12 protein-coding genes are annotated in these 17,031 nt (G+C 50.1%); 5 read left to right on the top strand and 7 right to left on the bottom strand.

What is annotated here, in order from left to right; genetic code table 11:
• The first annotated feature begins 27 nt into the window (after positions 1 to 27).
• Positions 28 to 243 (top strand): hypothetical protein, encoded by a 216-nt coding sequence (locus tag JOD20_RS06675; RefSeq protein ID WP_204754513.1) that lies wholly within the window; start codon positions 28 to 30, stop codon positions 241 to 243.
• A gap of 90 nt (positions 244 to 333) precedes the next feature.
• Here JOD20_RS06675 and JOD20_RS06670 read toward each other — a convergent pair whose 3' ends face one another.
• Both JOD20_RS06670 and JOD20_RS06665 read right to left on the bottom strand, forming a co-directional pair.
• A complete protein-coding gene (locus JOD20_RS06670) occupies positions 334 to 918 on the bottom strand; it encodes a TetR/AcrR family transcriptional regulator (protein WP_204754512.1) in 585 nt (194 codons plus the stop codon).
• Between the two features lie 66 nt (positions 919 to 984).
• On the bottom strand, positions 985 to 1,980 hold the full coding sequence (locus tag JOD20_RS06665) for an aldo/keto reductase (RefSeq protein WP_204754511.1): 996 nt from the start codon (positions 1,978 to 1,980) through the stop codon (positions 985 to 987).
• Between the two features lie 149 nt (positions 1,981 to 2,129).
• Between JOD20_RS06665 and JOD20_RS06660 the strand changes: the two genes are divergently transcribed.
• Positions 2,130 to 2,636, top strand: a complete 507-nt coding sequence (locus tag JOD20_RS06660) for a metallophosphoesterase family protein (RefSeq protein WP_204754510.1) — start codon at positions 2,130 to 2,132, stop codon at positions 2,634 to 2,636.
• A gap of 59 nt (positions 2,637 to 2,695) precedes the next feature.
• On the opposite strand, the gene JOD20_RS06655 is transcribed toward JOD20_RS06660, so the two are convergent.
• Together JOD20_RS06655 and JOD20_RS06650 are read right to left on the bottom strand one after the other, a co-directional pair.
• Complete coding sequence (locus JOD20_RS06655; RefSeq protein WP_204754509.1) at positions 2,696 to 3,958, bottom strand: ABC transporter permease; 1,263 nt, start codon at positions 3,956 to 3,958, stop codon at positions 2,696 to 2,698.
• Positions 3,955 to 4,674 carry an ABC transporter ATP-binding protein gene (locus JOD20_RS06650; protein ID WP_204754508.1) on the bottom strand — a complete coding sequence of 240 codons (720 nt, stop codon included), beginning with the start codon at positions 4,672 to 4,674 and terminating at the stop codon, positions 3,955 to 3,957. Before JOD20_RS06650 ends, JOD20_RS06655 begins: the two co-directional genes overlap by 4 nt.
• A 366-nt stretch (positions 4,675 to 5,040) precedes the next feature.
• Here JOD20_RS06650 and JOD20_RS06645 point away from each other — a divergent pair, with 366 nt between their 5' ends.
• The 3 genes from JOD20_RS06645 to pyk all read left to right on the top strand — a co-directional run bounded on the left by JOD20_RS06645 (position 5,041) and on the right by pyk (position 8,259).
• Entirely contained in the window at positions 5,041 to 5,604 is a 564-nt protein-coding gene (locus JOD20_RS06645) for an SGNH/GDSL hydrolase family protein (RefSeq protein ID WP_110517158.1), read from the top strand.
• Complete coding sequence (gene wecB, locus JOD20_RS06640; RefSeq protein WP_204754507.1) at positions 5,601 to 6,659, top strand: non-hydrolyzing UDP-N-acetylglucosamine 2-epimerase; 1,059 nt, start codon at positions 5,601 to 5,603, stop codon at positions 6,657 to 6,659. Before JOD20_RS06645 ends, wecB begins: the two co-directional genes overlap by 4 nt.
• Positions 6,660 to 6,843: 184 nt before the next feature.
• On the top strand, positions 6,844 to 8,259 hold the full coding sequence (pyk, locus tag JOD20_RS06635; RefSeq protein ID WP_204754506.1) for a pyruvate kinase: 1,416 nt from the start codon (positions 6,844 to 6,846) through the stop codon (positions 8,257 to 8,259).
• 55 nt (positions 8,260 to 8,314) lie between these two features.
• Here the strand turns inward: pyk and JOD20_RS06630 are convergent, their stop codons facing one another.
• The 3 genes from JOD20_RS06630 to JOD20_RS06620 all read right to left on the bottom strand — a co-directional run bounded on the left by JOD20_RS06630 (position 8,315) and on the right by JOD20_RS06620 (position 16,987).
• A complete protein-coding gene (locus JOD20_RS06630) occupies positions 8,315 to 10,432 on the bottom strand; it encodes a hypothetical protein (RefSeq protein ID WP_204754505.1) in 2,118 nt (705 codons plus the stop codon).
• Between the two features lie 133 nt (positions 10,433 to 10,565).
• Positions 10,566 to 13,739, bottom strand: coding sequence for an Ig-like domain-containing protein (locus JOD20_RS06625; RefSeq protein ID WP_204754504.1), 3,174 nt, complete (start codon positions 13,737 to 13,739; stop codon positions 10,566 to 10,568).
• Positions 13,740 to 13,801: 62 nt separating this feature from the next.
• Positions 13,802 to 16,987, bottom strand: a complete 3,186-nt coding sequence (locus JOD20_RS06620; protein ID WP_204754503.1) for an Ig-like domain-containing protein — start codon at positions 16,985 to 16,987, stop codon at positions 13,802 to 13,804.
• Positions 16,988 to 17,031: the final 44 nt, after the last annotated feature.

Genomic DNA, 17,031 nt, shown 5'->3' with positions numbered 1-17,031 from the left:
ACGCCTTTGATTTGGAGGACGCTGCTCATGGCCGATCTCTCAGCCTTTCTTGACAAAGCCTTCGAGAATTCCAGCTTTGAAGAGCTTGCTGAAGCCCCAGTCGATGCCCTCGCCGGAATTAGCAAAAGCGATGCCGAAGCCCTCAAACAAGCCCTTGGAATCAAAACAATTCGCCAGTTAGCAGAACACAAAGTTATCTTGATCGCCCAAGCAATTGCAGGTCTAGCTGCCTCAAAGAAATAGGCTGGTCGCTCGTATCAACAAAAATTGTTTAACCAAAAATGCAGGATGGTGCGCAAAAGCTCATCCTGCATTCGTTATTAACGTTGATGCTTAGCGCACAAGCAAGCCCTTAATCAACAATTCCCAGATTGCCTCAAATTCAGCTGCAAGGCTTGGCTCATTCCACGCAGCCACAAAGAGCGGGTTGTGAAAACGGGCAGTCGCATGCAAAATTGCGGTTGCAGTCGCATGGGCATCATTGACCACAAACTCAGCATTTGCAACCCCTTCATTGACTAATTGCTCGATCTGCGCAATCAAATGGGCCACATGCTGGTCGGTCACTTCGCGCAACCCTTGGACCAAACCACTATAGGTTGCAAAAAGCTGCGGATCTTGACGCGCCCGCTGTTGTTTAGTTTGCATCAAACATTCCAGCCAAGCCCGTAGTTTGGCGACGCTCGGCTCTTGGCGTTGCAATACTTGCGCTAAAGGATTCGAGATTTCAGCCAGCCAGCGTTCGGCAACTGCATCAAGCAAGGCTGATTTGCTGGCAAAATGGCGATAGACGCTGCCATGGCTGACCCCCAGTTCACGCGCAACATCGACCACCGTGGCCTTATTGGGGCCGTAGCGCCGCAGCACATCGACGGTAGCATTCAAAATTCGTTCAGGGGTCAGCATTTCAGTGTTCATACGAGTCCATCCTGTAGCAAAGCGGTTTGTTTCATTTTAAGCGATTGCTACAGCATCGCAAGTGGTTTAGCGTTCGCTATCGAGATGTTGCATCAACGAACTGTTATAGCGCTCGCCTGCCGCAGCATCTTTGGGAATCGCGCGCTCAATCGAGGCCAATTCATCGGCGTTCAAGCCAATTTCAAGGCTGGCCAACGAATCGTGCAATTGATGTAAGCGCCGCGCCCCAAACAAGGGAATAATATCTGCTCCTTGAGCCACAACCCATGCGCTGGCAATTTGCGAAATGCTTGCGCCCTTGGCATCGGCAATCGTTTGCAAGGCTGCCACGAGATCTAAGTTGCGATCAAGGTTTTCGCCAGTAAAGCGTGGGCCATGAGCACGGAAATCTGAGCCAGCCAAAACCCGTTCTTTCGACCAAGCACCGCTCAGCAAGCCACGTGAAAGCACACCATAGGCGGTGATGCCAATGCCTAGTTCGCGACAAGCTGGCAGAATCTCAGCCTCAATGCCCCGTGAAAGCAGCGAATATTCAATTTGCAAATCGACGATTGGATGCACTGCCGCCGCCCGCCGAATCGTCTCCACCCCAACTTCCGATAAGCCGATATGCCGCACATAGCCTTTTTCAATCATCTCGGCGATTGCGCCAATGGTTTCTTCGATTGGCACATCAGGATCAAGCCGCGAAGGCCGATAAATGTCAATGTAATCAGTGTTTAAGCGGGTTAGGGTGTGGGCCAAGGAATTTTTGACCGCAGCAGGCCGTGAATCGTAGCCAAGCCACGAGCCATCTGGCCCGCGCAAAGCCCCAAACTTAACACTCAAAACCACATCGGCGCGTGAGCGTTCGCGCAAGGCTTCGCTAATGAGAAGTTCGTTATGCCCAATGCCATAAAAATCGCCAGTATCGAGCAAATTGATGCCAGCATCGAGCGCTGCATGAATCGTGGCGATGCTCTCAGCCCGATCCGACGGGCCATACATGCCTGACATTGCCATACACCCCAAACCTGCTGCCGAAACCACCAAACCATCTTGGCCTAATTGACGCGTTTGCATCGCCACAACTCCATCAAATAATCAGTAACTAAGTTTGAGTATAAAGTATTAAATGACAGATGTCAATATCTGTCATTTCGATTCTGATGAACAGTTTTTAGCTATGGTATGATGAGCCATAATTCTTGTGGATTGTGGTGAGGTACGCGATGCAACGAATCTGTATTATTTCGGATACTCATGGCAAATTAGACCCACGGGTTGAACAGCTGTTTGTTGGCGCAAGCCGCATTTTGCATGCAGGCGATATTGGGCGGGCGCAACCGCCAATCATCGATCGCTTGAGCGCGATTGCCCCAGTTACGGCGGTTACTGGCAACGTCGATTGGAATACGGCGCTCGATATTTACCCGATTAACACAACCATCGAAGTCCAAGGCATTCGGATTATGCTGCAACACATTGGTGATATTCCCAAGCGCTGGCAGCGTCAATTGCCCCAGCCCATGCCGCAGATCGCCATTTGTGGCCATAGCCATATTGCCTTGATCGAGGAATATCAAGGAGTGCTGTTCATCAATCCTGGTTCGGCTTCGCAGCCACGCGGCCAACTTGGCGAGCCAACCGTTGTATTTTTAGATATTCAGGATAATGGCGAATTTAAGGCCGAGCTAATTCCGCTCAAAATGGCCGAATTTATCAAAAATGCTGATTAAACAACAATCCCCTCGCTTTTGATTAGCGAGGGGATTCTTAGTTGCCACATTGATTTAGTTTATTCGTGGCGCAGCGCTTTGATTGGATCAAGGCGGGCAGCACGGGCAGCGGGATACAAGCCAGCTACAATCCCCACCACCAAACCAAAGCCAATTGCCAAGCCAATCAACCATGGTGGAATGTAGAAGAAATCGCCGCGAATTGGCACTTCTTCGCGTTCGAGGTAAGCAAGCGCAACCCGATTCAGGATGCGGCCAACGCCCCAACCGCCAAGCAAGCCCACAATCCCACCAAAGAGGCCAATCAGGCCAGCCTCGGTCATAAAGAGCGTGCGAATATTGCCGCGCGACGCACCGATGGCTTTGAGTGTACCAATTTCGCGCGTCCGTTCGTAAATCGCCATAATCATGGTGTTCATAATCCCGATGGTAGCGACAAACAGCGCCAAGCCACCAACCGAGCCAAGCATAATATTGATCACCAAGAAGATTTTCGAGGCCAATTCAAGCACGGTTTCGACCGATTGCACTCGAAAGCGTTCGGCGCGCAACTGGGTGGTCAATTGACGGGCTACATTCAAATCTTTGGCTCGAATCAGGGCATAATCGTAGCCTTCTTTGTCGAGCAGATCAGGCTCGTTAAACCACCAAGCCTTGAGTGCAATGCTATCGTTGGGAGTTAATGCAACCAAGTTATTATCGACGCTCGAAACCCCAACCAAGGTATAGTCGAAGCTTTGCGACTCGCCGCGTGGCGTTTCCATAATTAACTGGACTTTTTGACCAATCAAATTATTAACTTCGGCGGTCAGGCCCAAACGGCGCAAGGCCCGCTGCGAAATCACAATTTCGCCATCTTTGGTTGGGCGCAACACTCCGGCCAAAGCGGTTGGCGGCGTTTCAAACGGATTATTGATTCCAATGCCAGGATCAACGCCAACAGCGATAGTTGCTGCTGCATCACCGGGCAACACTAAGCGCTTGGAGATCGATTCGTTAACATCGACAATCGGCGTAACGCTGACAATATCGTCCATTTGTTGCCACTCGGCAATTTTGGCGGGCGAAATCACGACCTCGCGTTCGGGCCGCACATAGCGCGTGTAGGGGTTGCGCTCTGCATCGCGCGGCTGAACCACCACATTTTCTAGCCCAATCGCATCGAATTGTTGTTGGATGACGCGCTGCACGCCAACCCCAAGCGAAAGCATCACCACAATCGTGAAAATGCCAACCGTCACGCCGAGCGAGGTCAATGAAGTGCGAACTTTGCGGCGGGTTAAGTTGCTCCAAGCAGTGCGTAAAATATCGCCAAATGTCATGCTACAGCCTCCGCCGTTCGTTCAATCGTTTCAATTTGTTCAATCTTGCCATCGCGCATATGCACAATCCGATCAGCATACGAGGCTGCATTCATATCGTGAGTAACCATCAACAAGGTTACATTTTGCTCGCGGACAAGCCGTTGCAGTAGCAGCAGCACATCGCGGCCAGTGCGCGAATCGAGGTTGCCGGTTGGCTCGTCGGCCAAAATCAATACTGGATCATTGGCTAAGGCGCGGGCAATTGCCACCCGTTGTTGCTGGCCACCAGAAAGCTCAGCTGGACGGTGATCGGCGCGATCGCCAAGCCCAACTTGCTCTAGCAGGCTTTCTGCTCGTTGGCGACGTTCGCTGCGGCTACGGCCAGCCAACATTAGCGGCAAAGCTACATTTTCCCACGCTTGGTTGGTTGGCAAGAGATTAAAGCTTTGAAAAATAAAGCCAACCCGATCGCGGCGAAAGCTGACCAATTTTTTATCTGGGGCTTGGCCAAGCTCCAAATCACTGACCCAAACCTCGCCTGAACTTGGGCGGTCGAGGCCACCAATCACATTCAATAAGGTTGATTTTCCTGAGCCAGACGGCCCAACCAGCGCCACAAAGGTGCCGCGTTCAATTTCCAGATCAACGCCTGCCAACGCTTGGACAGTATTTTTTCCCATTTGATAGGTGCGTTGGAGCTTGGTAGTTCGAATTAACGAGGTGGATTGACCCATAGCGACTCCTTGGCAAATAAGCTGGCTTAACCATACCATAGGAATATTGGGCTGTTGCGAGCAATTTTATGATCATCTGTGACATGCAAGCCCAAAGCACTCCTAGTGCCAGCAAAATCCAGCACGATCGATTTAATCAATAGCTAAATTAGCCCTTTTATTTCTAGCCATGTTGGCCTATAATCAACGACGCTCCACAAGATTGAAGATAGCTGAGCTTTTTTAATAAAAAATTTAATATCTGGCTAGCTGGATAACGTTTGGGTGTGTTGACGGAGGGAGGCATGCACGATCAGTCCAATCTTGCTTGGATGCCGTAAACCTGATCGCAGCTGGAATTATTCTTTAATTATTAGGTTTATTTGTATGCATTACCAAAATATGTTATGTATTGGCGATAGCCAAACCTTTGGTGCCCGTTCGTATGGTTGTTATCCATTACATTTGGCCCAAATGTTAACCCAGCGCACGCCCTATCAATGGCGCACAATTAATCGCAGCGTTAATGGCTATACTGCGCGCAACCTGTGGTTTAAATTGAATGAAGAAATTGATACGATTAACGATACCTTTCAATCATGTTTATTAATTGGCACCAATGATGTCGGCAATAATACCCCAATCGATCTTTTTGAAGAATATTATCGCCAAATTATTCGCACATTAGTGATTAAAGGCCATAAAGCAGTATTTTGTGGCGAGATTCCGCCAATTTATGCTGATGGGCATATTTTCTTTACCAAAGAAACCGTCGAACGGCGCAAGCAATACAATAGCGTAATCGGCAAAGTGGTGGCCGAATTTAGCAAGGCGATCTGGGTGCCAATGGTTGGCTTGAACCGCGAATGTTATGTCGACCCAGTTCACTTCAACGAAGATGGCAATCGGCGGGTAGCAGAATCGTTCTGTGAGGTGATTGTAAATTTATGAAAATTGGGATTGTGCTTGGCACGCGGCCTGAAGTGATGAAGAATTATGCGATTGTGCAAGCGCTACGGGCAGCAGAAGTGCCATTTGTGGTGCTGCACACCAACCAACATCACGATCATTTGTTGCAAGCAGCGATTTTTGGCCAAATGGGCTACACGCCCGACGAGATTTTTCCTGGCGATTACAGCATTGGCGCAGCAATTGACTGGGTACGCGGCCAAATTCAACGTCATGCAATCAACCTTATTTTGGTCAATGGCGATACGGCGGCGGCCTTGGTTGGGGCGATTGTGGCGGTCTATTCTGATGTTGGTTTGGCCCATGTTGAGGCTGGCTTGCGAGCCTTCGATAAACGCATGTACGAAGAGCGCAACCGGATTATGGTCGATGGCGCAGCCCATTATTTGTTCTCGTATACCCAATATCAGGCCGATTATTTGGCCAAAATTCCCGATTTGCGCGGGCGCATTTTCAACATTGGCAACACGACTGTTGATTTGATTCACGATTTTGCCCATGAACTTACGCCACGCCGCAACGATAACTATGCCTACATCACCTTGCATCGCAAAGAATTTACCGATAGCCGCGAGATGATGCACAGCGTTTTCAGCACAATCAACGAGCTAGCGCTTGAATTCGATGCCATGATTTTCCCAATGCATCCACGCACGCGAGCGGCGATGGAACAGTATGGGTTGAGCATGGAATTGCTGAATCGGGTGCAGGTGATTGATCCGGTTGAGCCATTTGAGTCGTTGGCCTATGAAAAATACGCCAACATTATCATCACCGATAGCGGCTGTATTCAAGAAGAAGCCTACATTTTTGGTGTGCCGTGTGTGACCGTGCGCGACAACACCGAGCGCCCAGAAACCATCGAATCGGGCGCGAATGTGGTAACTGGCTTTGCGCCTGAGGCAATTGTGGCTGCGGTGCGTAACCAGCGCGCCAAAAAAGGCCAGCAATTTGCGGCAGTCTATGGCGAGCGTGGGGTTGGCCAACGGATCGTTGCATGCTTGCAAGAGCATTTTCGCAGCTGGTCAGATTACTAAAATTTAGTAAATTTGACGCAGCGCATCACAAAATAGCTTGCTAGAATCGGCTAAAAACGCATCCCCTGTGGATGCGTTTTCGTTTATAATTGAAGTGAATTGAATTAGTCATCACTTGAGAACTTTAGGTCACTGTTTCGCCAAAGATGCCGACGCGGTGTTCCGCACTTACACGAGGTCATCAATGCGCCGAACCAAGATTGTTGCCACGCTAGGGCCTGCCTGCGACACTGAGGAAAAAATAACAGCGTTGGCATTAGCGGGAATGAATGTTGCTCGCTTAAATTTCTCCCATGGTACTCATAACGACCATTCAGAACGCATTCGGCTGTTGCGTCAAATTTCAATTAAGCTCAATCGCCCAATTGCAGTCTTGCAAGACTTGCAAGGGCCAAAAATTCGGACTGGCAAATTAGTTGATAAACAACCGATCAAACTCACAACTGGCGAAAGCTTTGTGATTACGATTGAAAATGAAGTTGGGCGCGTTGGGCGGGTCAACACCACCTACAAAAACCTCCCCAGCGACTGTAAGCCAGGCGATCGAATTTTGCTTTCCGATGGTTTGATTGAACTGCGAGTGCAAGAGTGTACCACCACTGAAGTCATTACCGAGGTGGTAACTGGTGGGATGTTGCGCGAAAACCAAGGCATCAACTTGCCTGGGGTCGATGTCAGCGCCCCTGCCATGACTGAAAAAGATCGTGAAGATTTGATCTTTGGCTTGCACGAAGGAGTCGATTACGTTGCGATTTCGTTTGTGCGCCGCGCCGAAGATGTGCAATTAGTCAAGCAAGAAATTACTGGCGCTGGCTATCACACGCCAGTCATCGCCAAGATCGAAAAGCCCGAAGCTGTCGATAATATTGAATCGATTGTGGCCGTTGCCGATGGGATCATGGTTGCTCGCGGCGACTTGGGCGTGGAAATGCCGCCAGAAGAAGTGCCATTGATTCAAAAACGCATTATTGCCGCCGCCAATCGGGTGGGGATTCCGGTGATCACCGCAACCCAGATGCTCGAATCAATGATTGTTAATCCACGGCCAACCCGCGCTGAAGCCAGCGACGTGGCGAATGCAATTCTCGACGGCACTGATGCAGTTATGTTGAGTGGCGAAACCGCGAATGGCGCGTATCCAGTTGAAGCGGTGACGATTATGGCGCGGATTGCCGAAGTGACTGAGCGTGGCGCACCACCACGTGATGCTCTACAACGCAACGCTTCGGATGCGCCAGAAACCTATTCGCATGCGATTAGCCATGCTGCCTGCGCAATTGCCGAATCGATCGATATTGCGGCGATTGTGGCCTTCACATCGTCGGGCTTTACCGCGCATTTGGTTGCGCGCGACCGGCCACGAGTGCCGATTATTGCCATGACCCACGAATACGATGTCTATCATCGTTTGGCCTTGCTATGGGGCGTTGAAGCGTTGCTTTGCCCATTCGTCACGCGACTTGACGATTTGAGCAACTTGGCGCGCGCGATTATGATCGAGCGCCAAGTGATCAAGCCAGGCGATTCGGTGGTGATCACTGGTGGACACCCCTTGGCGGTACGTGGCACAACCAACTTCCTCAAGATTCTTTCGATCTAAAAAATGAGCAACAGGCCGTTCGCTAACGAACGGCCTGTTGCTTTAATCGTTAAGCTTAGCGCATAGCAAATGGCGCATAGACTGCATAGGTTGGCGCAACCCAGCCTGGCTCGCCATAATTCCACGCCGCAATTGCTGATGATTCATAGGTATTGCCAACCGTATCAAACACGCCGCTCAAGTACATACGGCTTGGCGTAGCAACCAAGGTATCGACAGAGCTATAGTCTGAATAATCATATTGCTTTTGCACCCCGCCACCGACGCTATTCCAAACGCCATTCCAGCGCAGGATGCCGCGGCTAACCACACCACCAGTTATGCCATTGAATGCGCCAGCAACATATAAACCATCAGCGCCCATTTCAAGGTCATTGATTGGGCCATCAATGAATCCAGCTAAAGCTGACCAGTGTGAGCCATTCCAATAAGCGATTTTATGGGCAGTTATGCCAGCAATGCTGCTAAATGTGCCCGCCACGTACACGCCCTCATCACTAGCTTCAAGCTTTTGAATACCGCTTGCCCCAGTAACGATCGTTTGCCATTGGGTGCCATCCCAGCGGGCCACTTGCGCGCCGTCGCTAATATAGACAACACCATTCAAGGCTTCAACCACAGTCACTTGATCAAATGAGGCTGGCGCAGCAAAGGCTTGCCATTGGCTATTGTTCCAAACAACCAGATTAGCGCTATCTACGCCAGCGAATTGACTAAAATCGCCAGCCACGTAGAGCTTGTTTTGGTCACGTACAATTGATGAGACAGACTGATTGCTAACTCGTGCCCACGTCATTGAAATTGGATTAATGCGATAAAGATCGGTCAATTGCCGTAAGAACATCGTATCGCTGAGCACTTCCAATTGTTGCGCAGACCAAGGACTTTGCCCGACTGGATCATTAAGCAGCGATTGCCAACCAGTTGAAGTATCAAAACGCAATAAACGGCTAGCCCCACCACTCCATATTGCGTTCGATGATGAGTAGGCATAGATGGTTTCATTAACGTTACTGAGGGTTAGTGGACTACTATACAATCCATTCTGAGACATCGCTTCCCAATGATCAGTCCGCCAGACCAATCGATTTGTACCAAGGTACGGGTTATTGATTGCAATATCGCCTAAAACGTACATTTCAGCGTCAAATTCAATCAAGGTATATTTTGGTAACTCGATCCAGCTATAATTTTGATTAACTGCTTCAGCTGCAACCGTCCAACTTGTCCCATTCCAAGCAAACAATGACACACCCGTACCGATTGGGCGACCCAAGGCATACAGACCATCACCGCGCATGAGCACACTTTCAATCTGATTACTAATTCCATTGCCAAAGGTGTTCCAGGTTGTGCCATTCCAGGCGGCAACATTGTGCATGTTGAGGTTGGTGGTTGAGGTAAATGCGCCACCAATTATCAATTGATTATTAACAAGCTGGAAATCCATCACAGGACCAGTTACCCCGCCACCAACATCGTGCCATTGGCTGCCATCCCAACGCACAATTCCACCTTGATGTTGAGCGTTAATTGGCTTAATTGAGCCACCAGCATATAAGCCATCAGCAGCGCTGAGCAAATTGAAGGCAACCCCATCGAAACCAGTGCCAACTTCATTCCATTGGGTGCCATTCCAACGGGCAATATTGTGGTAGGCTTGGCCATCAATGACCAAGGGATAGCCGCCTAAATACAGCTCATTCTGATAACTCGCCAAGGTTATACGGCTGTACTCATTGACCACCGTGGCTAATGCAGTCCAAGTCGTGCCATCCCAATAAGCCAAATCAACGTCTTGGCCAGCAAGTTTCAACATGCCAGCTACATACAGTTTACCTTGATGCCCCGTCATAGACTCAACGTAGCCACCAAGAGTCCCTAACTTCAACCATTGACGGCCATCCCAATAGACAACGCCACTGGTATCGGTTATCGCATTGATACTGCCATGAACGGACGAAGCATAGAGCGTATCATTCCACACCACTGGTCTGGTCAGTGCAAGATCATATGGGTGAGCGCCAAAGCCAGCAAATTCGTTGCTCCACGAGCCGCCATTGTCGGCTTCGCTTGGTTGCATGGCTTGGGCTGGGCTGCTTTGGGCGCTCATCAACCAACTACATAAGGCCAAAATGCCCAAAACACTTCCCCAACGTCGAATAGTTCGCATCAGTAGCTCCTCTCGATTATAAGTATTAACCCGGTGCTGAAACTCGCTGCTTCAGCACCCATAGCAGGATCAGCGGCTCACCGCAGGCCAATAGATGAGCACCCATCAGCGAGTGCTTGACGCTAGATCCCGGTTATTTGCTGGTATAGGGCAAGAAAAGTTGATAGCGGGCACTATTGATGGTAATCGTTCCCTGTACCACCCCACCATGACCATCATTGAGGGTATAGTTAATGGTGGCGGTAAATGGATAGCTATTTGGCGCACGATAGCGTAGTTGATTAGCGATTATGTCGACTTCACCAGCCGTAGCACTCGCATCAGTAATTATTAACGCATCGCCATTTAAATCGTTGGCCTGCGTCAAAACATCAATCGTGGTTGTGCTCTGTGGTTGTACAGTCAGCGTCATTGGGCTAACGGTTGGCACATGATTCAGGACATTAACCAACACGAAGCCTGAGGCTATAGTCCCGCGGGTCACATTGCGCACCGTATACGCTACTGATACGACACCTTGAAAGTTAGATGCTGGCAGATAATGCACTTGGTTGCCGCTAATCGTGGCCGTGCCATGGGCAGGTCTGTTGACTGAGACCAGTTGCAGCGGCTCGTTATTGACTGCCCAATCATTGGTCAAGACATCAATGTTGACCGCATGCGGGCGATAGGTGGTGGCGTTGTCATTCACCGCAATCACACTTGCATTGGTGCTGTATAGCTTAATCCGCGCAGTTTGTTGGCCGCCATGGCCATCACTCACCGTATAGGTCAGCGTATCGGTAAAATATTGCTGTTGCGCAGGAGGGAGATAGCGCAACATATCAGCCTCAATCCGCACGGTACCGCTCACAGCGCTGGCTTGGGTGATTGTCAAGGTATCACCATTTAAATCAACCAGCCCATTCAGGGGGAAAAAGATCGTTTCAGCAGCTGGCTGCACCTGCCGCTCTTTGTCGGCAATGAAGGGAAAGTGGTTCCAGACCTGCACCCGCACTTGGGCGGTGGTCGTGACCGCATTAATCGGGTCGCGCACGGTGTAGGTCAGGGTATCAGTGCCTTGAAATTGGGTGGCAGGCGTGTAGAACAGTTGCGTGCCGCTGATTACCGCCGTCCCATTGCTTGATGTGGCAACACTCACCAATTGCAATTGGCTTGGCTGATCGCTCCAATCATTGGCCAGCACATTGACCGTGACCGGCTGTGGGCGATAGGTAATCGCATAATCGGTTTTGGCGCGAATCAAGGGTTCATTGCCATACTCCCAAGCCGCAATCAAACTTGATTCATATTCGTTGCCAACTTGCTTGATTGGGCCATGCAGCAGCATACGGGTTGGGGTTGCGGCAAGCTGCATAACATAGCCCGATTGAACACCACCATTAAGCCCATGCCATGCGCTGCCATCCCAGCGTAGAATGCCTATGCTCACAATCCCATTGGTCAAGCCATGGAACTTGCCGCCTACATACAGGCCATCGACTCCCATTTCAAGGTCATTGATTGGACCATCGATCATAGCGGGCAAGCTAGACCATACGCTGCCATTCCAATAGGCTATTTTGGCGGCATTCACCCCAGCGACGCTGCTAAATGTGCCAGCGATGTATACGCCATCAATGGTTGGCTCAATCTCGCTAATATTCGTCACATTGGTGGCGATGGTTGTCCACTGCGTCCCATCCCAACGGGCGAGTTGGCTGCCATCGCTAATATACACAGCATTGGCATCGGCTTCGACGATCGTGACCCAATCGAAGCTAGCAGGCGTATTCAGGGCTTGCCAGTGCGTACCATTCCATGTTACAAGGTTGCGCGCCGTCACCCCATTGAATTGCTCAAAATCGCCAGCAGCATACAACAGATTATTGGCTTGGGCCAAACTATAAACAGAAGTCGTGATTGGGCTAACAGGGTTCCAAGCAGTACTGACTGTCTGAAACAGTTGCCGATTTGAAACCCCAAAAAAAGTTTGCTGATATTTTTCAAGCTCTTCAAAAGGACTATTTGGGATTTCATTTGAGAATTCAATCAGCGATTGCCATTGATTTTGGGCATTCAAATGGGCCAACTTCGCTGCGCCAGTACCCCAATATAGTTGGTTCGATGCAACATAGAGATCTTCGCCAGCGGTTGCCAACGCTCCATAACTTGTCACTGCAAGGCCATTGGGAGTCAGCGATTGCCAACGATTATCGTCCCAAACCATGGCCGCATCGCCCCACGCAAAGCTTGTTGCTGGCCCATTCACGAAAGTCATTGGGCCGAACGCCAATAAGCGTTGCTGGTAATTAACCAAAACTGCATCGGGATAGCGGACCAATGAAGTATTCCATGTGCGCATATTTGCGAGGGTTGTCCACTGGTTTGTATCCCAGCGCTGCAAATGAAAATGTGGAGAGCCTTGATAATTCGATGATTTACTCAGGGCATACAACTCGCCATCAACCATGGCAACACTATGGGTTGGGTTATTAATCCCCGTACCAAAGGTATCCCAGCTCGTGCCATCCCAGGCAGCAACATTCTTCAGCGTTGGCTCAAGCGTCGCGGTAAATTCGCCGCTCACATACAGTTGATTATTGGCCCATTCCAAATCGAGCACCAAGCCACGCAACCCGCCACCAACGCTTTGCCACTGGCTGCCATTCCAATGAATGAGGCTCGTATTTTGGCCATTCAAGCTGAATACACCACCCAAATACAAGCCATCAGGGGTTGAGAGCACGCTAAAAGGCGCACCTTGCACACCAGCGGCAGCAGCATGCCACTGCACACCATCCCAGCGCGCCAACGAGCCATAGGCTTGACCATCAATCAGCAAGCTCGAACCGCCAACATAGAGCTGATCGGCGTGCACAACCATATTCAAAAAGGTATTTTGGTTAAATTGATAGGGCAAGGCCGTCCATACGTTGCCATCCCAATAGGCCATGCGAATACTTTTACCACCAAGAGTAAAATTGCCTGCGACATACAGCCGACCAGCATAGCCAACCAAGGAATCAGCTAGACCCTTTAAGCCCTCAAGCTTTACCCATTGTTCACCATTCCAAGCTGCAACGCCCACTTGTGTGCTATTGAGATCAAAAAATGCTGAATAGAGGGTGTTATTCCATTCAATTGGGCGAATCGGAATAGTGCCAGTTTGTTCTTTAAACGGCCCAGCAAAGGCTTGGCTCCATGTACCAGGGCTGCTTGATTGTTGCGGTTCGACGGCAGCAACGGGTGCTGCTGGTTGTTGGGTCATGCTCACACCAAGTACAATCAGCATATACAGACTGGCCATTTTTTGCAGCTTCGACATCGACATTCTCTCCTTGGTTGGATGCGCAGCGGCAAGCATCTGTTGCTTGCCGCTCGCTTTGGTTATTTGCTGGTATAGGGCAAATAGAAATGATATGGTGCGCCATTGACGACAATCGTTCCGACTTGAGAGCCACCATGACCATCGCTAATGCTATAGGCTATTGTTTCAGAGAATGGATACATACTTGGCATGGTATAACGTAGCTGGTTATTAATAATTGCAACCTGACCATAGGTCGTAGTGGCATTGGTGATCGTCAATCCATCGCCATTTAAATCGACTAGCCCTGCCAACACGTCAAATACCGCCGTGCTATTGGGTTTAAGGGTCGCCATCAGTGGGTTCGGGGTTGGCATATGATTCTGCACCGTCATTGTCAGCGTACCCGTGGCGTTAATCCCACGCAGCGGGTTGCGGACGGTATACGTTACTGCTTCAGTGCCTTGAAAATTCGTTGCTGGCAGATAGTGGACTTGATTGCCGCTGATCGTGGCCGTGCCATTGACAGCTGTACTTACCGCAATCAGTTCTAATGGCTCGTTGTTAACCGTCCAATCATTGGCTAACACTGCCACGCTCACCGCATGCGGACGATAAGTTGTCGCCTGATCGGCAGTGGTTGTGACGGCAATTGCGGTACTGCGCAGCGTCATCCGAGCGGTTTGCTGCCAACCATGGCCATCACTCACGGTATAGGTCACCACATCGCTAAAATGCTGTTGATTTGGCGGCATGTAACGCAATTGATTATTGACAATTGCTACTGTGCCACTAACAACACTGGCGTGCGTGATCGTCAAACTATCGCCATTCGCATCGACGAGATTTGCCAACGGATTAAGCACCGTTGTGGTGAATGGTGGCACTTGGCGCTCTTGATCAACCAAGGTTGGGAAGTGGTTCCAGACATGTACCCGCACCGGTGCCTGCGCCGTAACCGCATTGCGCGGGTCGCGCACGGTGTAGGTCAGGGTATCGGTGCCTTGGAATTGGGCAGCAGGCGTATAGACAATGCTAGACCCGTTGATCGCTACTGTGCCATGGCTGGGCGTGGTCACACTTACCAGTTGCAATTGGCTCGGCTGATCGCTCCAATCATTGGCCAGTACATTGACCGTAACCGGCTGTGGCCGATAGGTAATCGCATAATCAGCTTTGGCCTTGATCAAGGGTGCGTTGCCATATTCCCACGCTGCAATCATGCTTGATTCATATTGATTGCCAACCCGTCGGAAATCCCCATAGAGAAACATGCGGGTTGGGGTTGCAGCAAGCTGATACACGGTACCAGCTTGATTCGACACCGAATCAACTTGAACACCACCGCCAACGCCATACCACGTCGCGCCATCCCAGCGCAGAATGCCTTGGCTCACAATCCCATTAGTTATCCCACTCAAATTACCAGCGACATACAACCCATCGGCCCCCATTTCGAGATCGTAGATCGAGCCATTGACCACGCCGGTTAACCCTGACCACGTGCTGCCATTCCAATAGGCGATTTTGGGCGCGCTTACGCCAGCGACGCTGCTAAATGTACCAGCGATGTACACCCCATCAGCGGTTGGCTCAATCTCGCCAATATTGACCACATTGGTAGCGAGGGTCGTCCACTGCGTCCCATTCCAACGGGCAATTTGGAAGCCATCACTGATATAGACCGCATTGCCATGCGCTTCGACAATCACAACCCGATCAAAACTAGCAGGTGTATTCAAGGCTTGCCATTGGCTGCCATTCCACGTCACAAGGTTGCGTGCCGTTACGCCATTGAATTGCTCGAAATCGCCAGCAACGTACAACAGATTATTGGCTTGCGCCAGCGAATGAACTGTTGCCGTGACCGCTTGCGTCCACGTGTTGTTGTCAGCTTGATACAGCGTCGATTGGTAGAGACCAAAAAAGGTTTGCTGATACTTCTGAAGCGCCTCAACATTAGAAAGATATGGTTGATAGCTATGCGCAACCAACGATTGCCAGTGATTGCTGGCATCCAAATGAGCTAAGGTCGACCAACCTGTCTCCCAATGCATTCTATCGGAGGCAGCATACAGCGTTTCATCAACTGTGGTTAAGGCTACATGCGGCGCAATCAATCCATTGGGAGTCATCGATAGCCAGCGCTCACCATTCCAGCGCAAAGCCGAATCGACTCGCGTTTGCTGGTTGGAATTGGGAATAGCTTGCACCGAACCCAGTGGCCCAAATATCAATAATTCTTGGTTGTAATTCAACAGCACCGCATCAGGAAAACGGTTCCAATTATATGTCCAATTGGTTCGTGCAGTCAGGGTTGAGAGGGTTGTCCACTGGGTTGTATCCCAACGATGCAACTGAAAATTGCCAACCTTGCTCAGCGCATATAATTCGCCATCGACCATCGCCAAATTATGGGTTGGGTTACTAATTCCATTCCCAATGCTATTCCAAGCAGTCCCATTCCAAGTTGCGACATTTTTGATTGATGGTTGGAGCGTCGAGGTAAATTGACCGCTGATATAGAGCTGGTCATTGAACTCTTTGAGATCGAAAACCCAACCATAGAGGTCTGCCCCAACCACGTCTAGTTGGGTATCGGTTAGCCGCAAGACACCACTTCGTTGGCCATTCATGGCAAATACACCATGGATATAGAGGCCATCAGGGCGGGATAAGAACCCAAGCACCATGCCTTGCATATTGTCAATAACAGTCTGCCATGTGGTTCCATCCCAACGGGCAGCAATGCCATGGGCTTGGCCATCAATCGTTAACAAATAACCACCAACATAGAGTTGATTCTCGTGGCTGGCTAAATTTAAGTAAGTCCCAAGATTAAATTGATAGGGCAAGGCTGTCCACACGTTGCCATCCCAATAGGCAATATTGACATCTTTGCCGCCAAGCTTCAAGCGCCCAGCAGCATACAGCTTATTTTGATGCACCGTTACCGAATCAACGAACCCATCAAGGCCAGCGAGTTTCAACCATTGCTGGCCATTCCAGTAGCCAACCCCTGTATCAGTCCTATAATTCGTGGTAGCGAGAATTCCAGCATACAGCGTGCCATTCCATTCAATTGGACGGCCCGGCATATAGCCAGACTCCTCTTTCCATGGTGAGGCAAAGGCTTGGCTCCATGTGCCAGGGCTGCTTGGTTGTTGCGGTTCAACGGCGGCAACGGGTGTAACTGGTTGTTGAATTATGCTCAAGCCAAGCACGATCAGCATACACAGGCTGGCTATTTTTTGTAGTTTCGACATCGACATTCTCTCCTTAGGTTTATGCTGAGCGGCAAGCAACGGAT

The organism is Herpetosiphon giganteus (genome assembly GCF_016907925.1).
In the GTDB taxonomy this organism is placed as follows: Bacteria; Chloroflexota; Chloroflexia; order Chloroflexales; family Herpetosiphonaceae; genus Herpetosiphon; species Herpetosiphon giganteus.
This window is presented reverse-complemented; position numbering and strand designations above follow the sequence as displayed.

What these genes read in the sequence shown, in the direction of transcription:
- JOD20_RS06675 (WP_204754513.1), top strand. Translation starts at nt 28, where the DNA reads ATGGCCGATCTCTCAGCCTTTCTTGACAAAGCCTTCGAGAATTCCAGC.
- JOD20_RS06670 (WP_204754512.1), bottom strand. Translation starts at nt 918, where the DNA reads ATGAACACTGAAATGCTGACCCCTGAACGAATTTTGAATGCTACCGTC.
- JOD20_RS06665 (WP_204754511.1), bottom strand. Translation starts at nt 1,980, where the DNA reads ATGCAAACGCGTCAATTAGGCCAAGATGGTTTGGTGGTTTCGGCAGCA.
- JOD20_RS06660 (WP_204754510.1), top strand. Translation starts at nt 2,130, where the DNA reads ATGCAACGAATCTGTATTATTTCGGATACTCATGGCAAATTAGACCCA.
- JOD20_RS06655 (WP_204754509.1), bottom strand. Translation starts at nt 3,958, where the DNA reads ATGACATTTGGCGATATTTTACGCACTGCTTGGAGCAACTTAACCCGC.
- JOD20_RS06650 (WP_204754508.1), bottom strand. Translation starts at nt 4,674, where the DNA reads ATGGGTCAATCCACCTCGTTAATTCGAACTACCAAGCTCCAACGCACC.
- JOD20_RS06645 (WP_110517158.1), top strand. Translation starts at nt 5,041, where the DNA reads ATGCATTACCAAAATATGTTATGTATTGGCGATAGCCAAACCTTTGGT.
- wecB (WP_204754507.1), top strand. Translation starts at nt 5,601, where the DNA reads ATGAAAATTGGGATTGTGCTTGGCACGCGGCCTGAAGTGATGAAGAAT.
- pyk (WP_204754506.1), top strand. Translation starts at nt 6,844, where the DNA reads ATGCGCCGAACCAAGATTGTTGCCACGCTAGGGCCTGCCTGCGACACT.
- JOD20_RS06630 (WP_204754505.1), bottom strand. Translation starts at nt 10,432, where the DNA reads ATGCGAACTATTCGACGTTGGGGAAGTGTTTTGGGCATTTTGGCCTTA.
- JOD20_RS06625 (WP_204754504.1), bottom strand. Translation starts at nt 13,739, where the DNA reads ATGTCGAAGCTGCAAAAAATGGCCAGTCTGTATATGCTGATTGTACTT.
- JOD20_RS06620 (WP_204754503.1), bottom strand. Translation starts at nt 16,987, where the DNA reads ATGTCGAAACTACAAAAAATAGCCAGCCTGTGTATGCTGATCGTGCTT.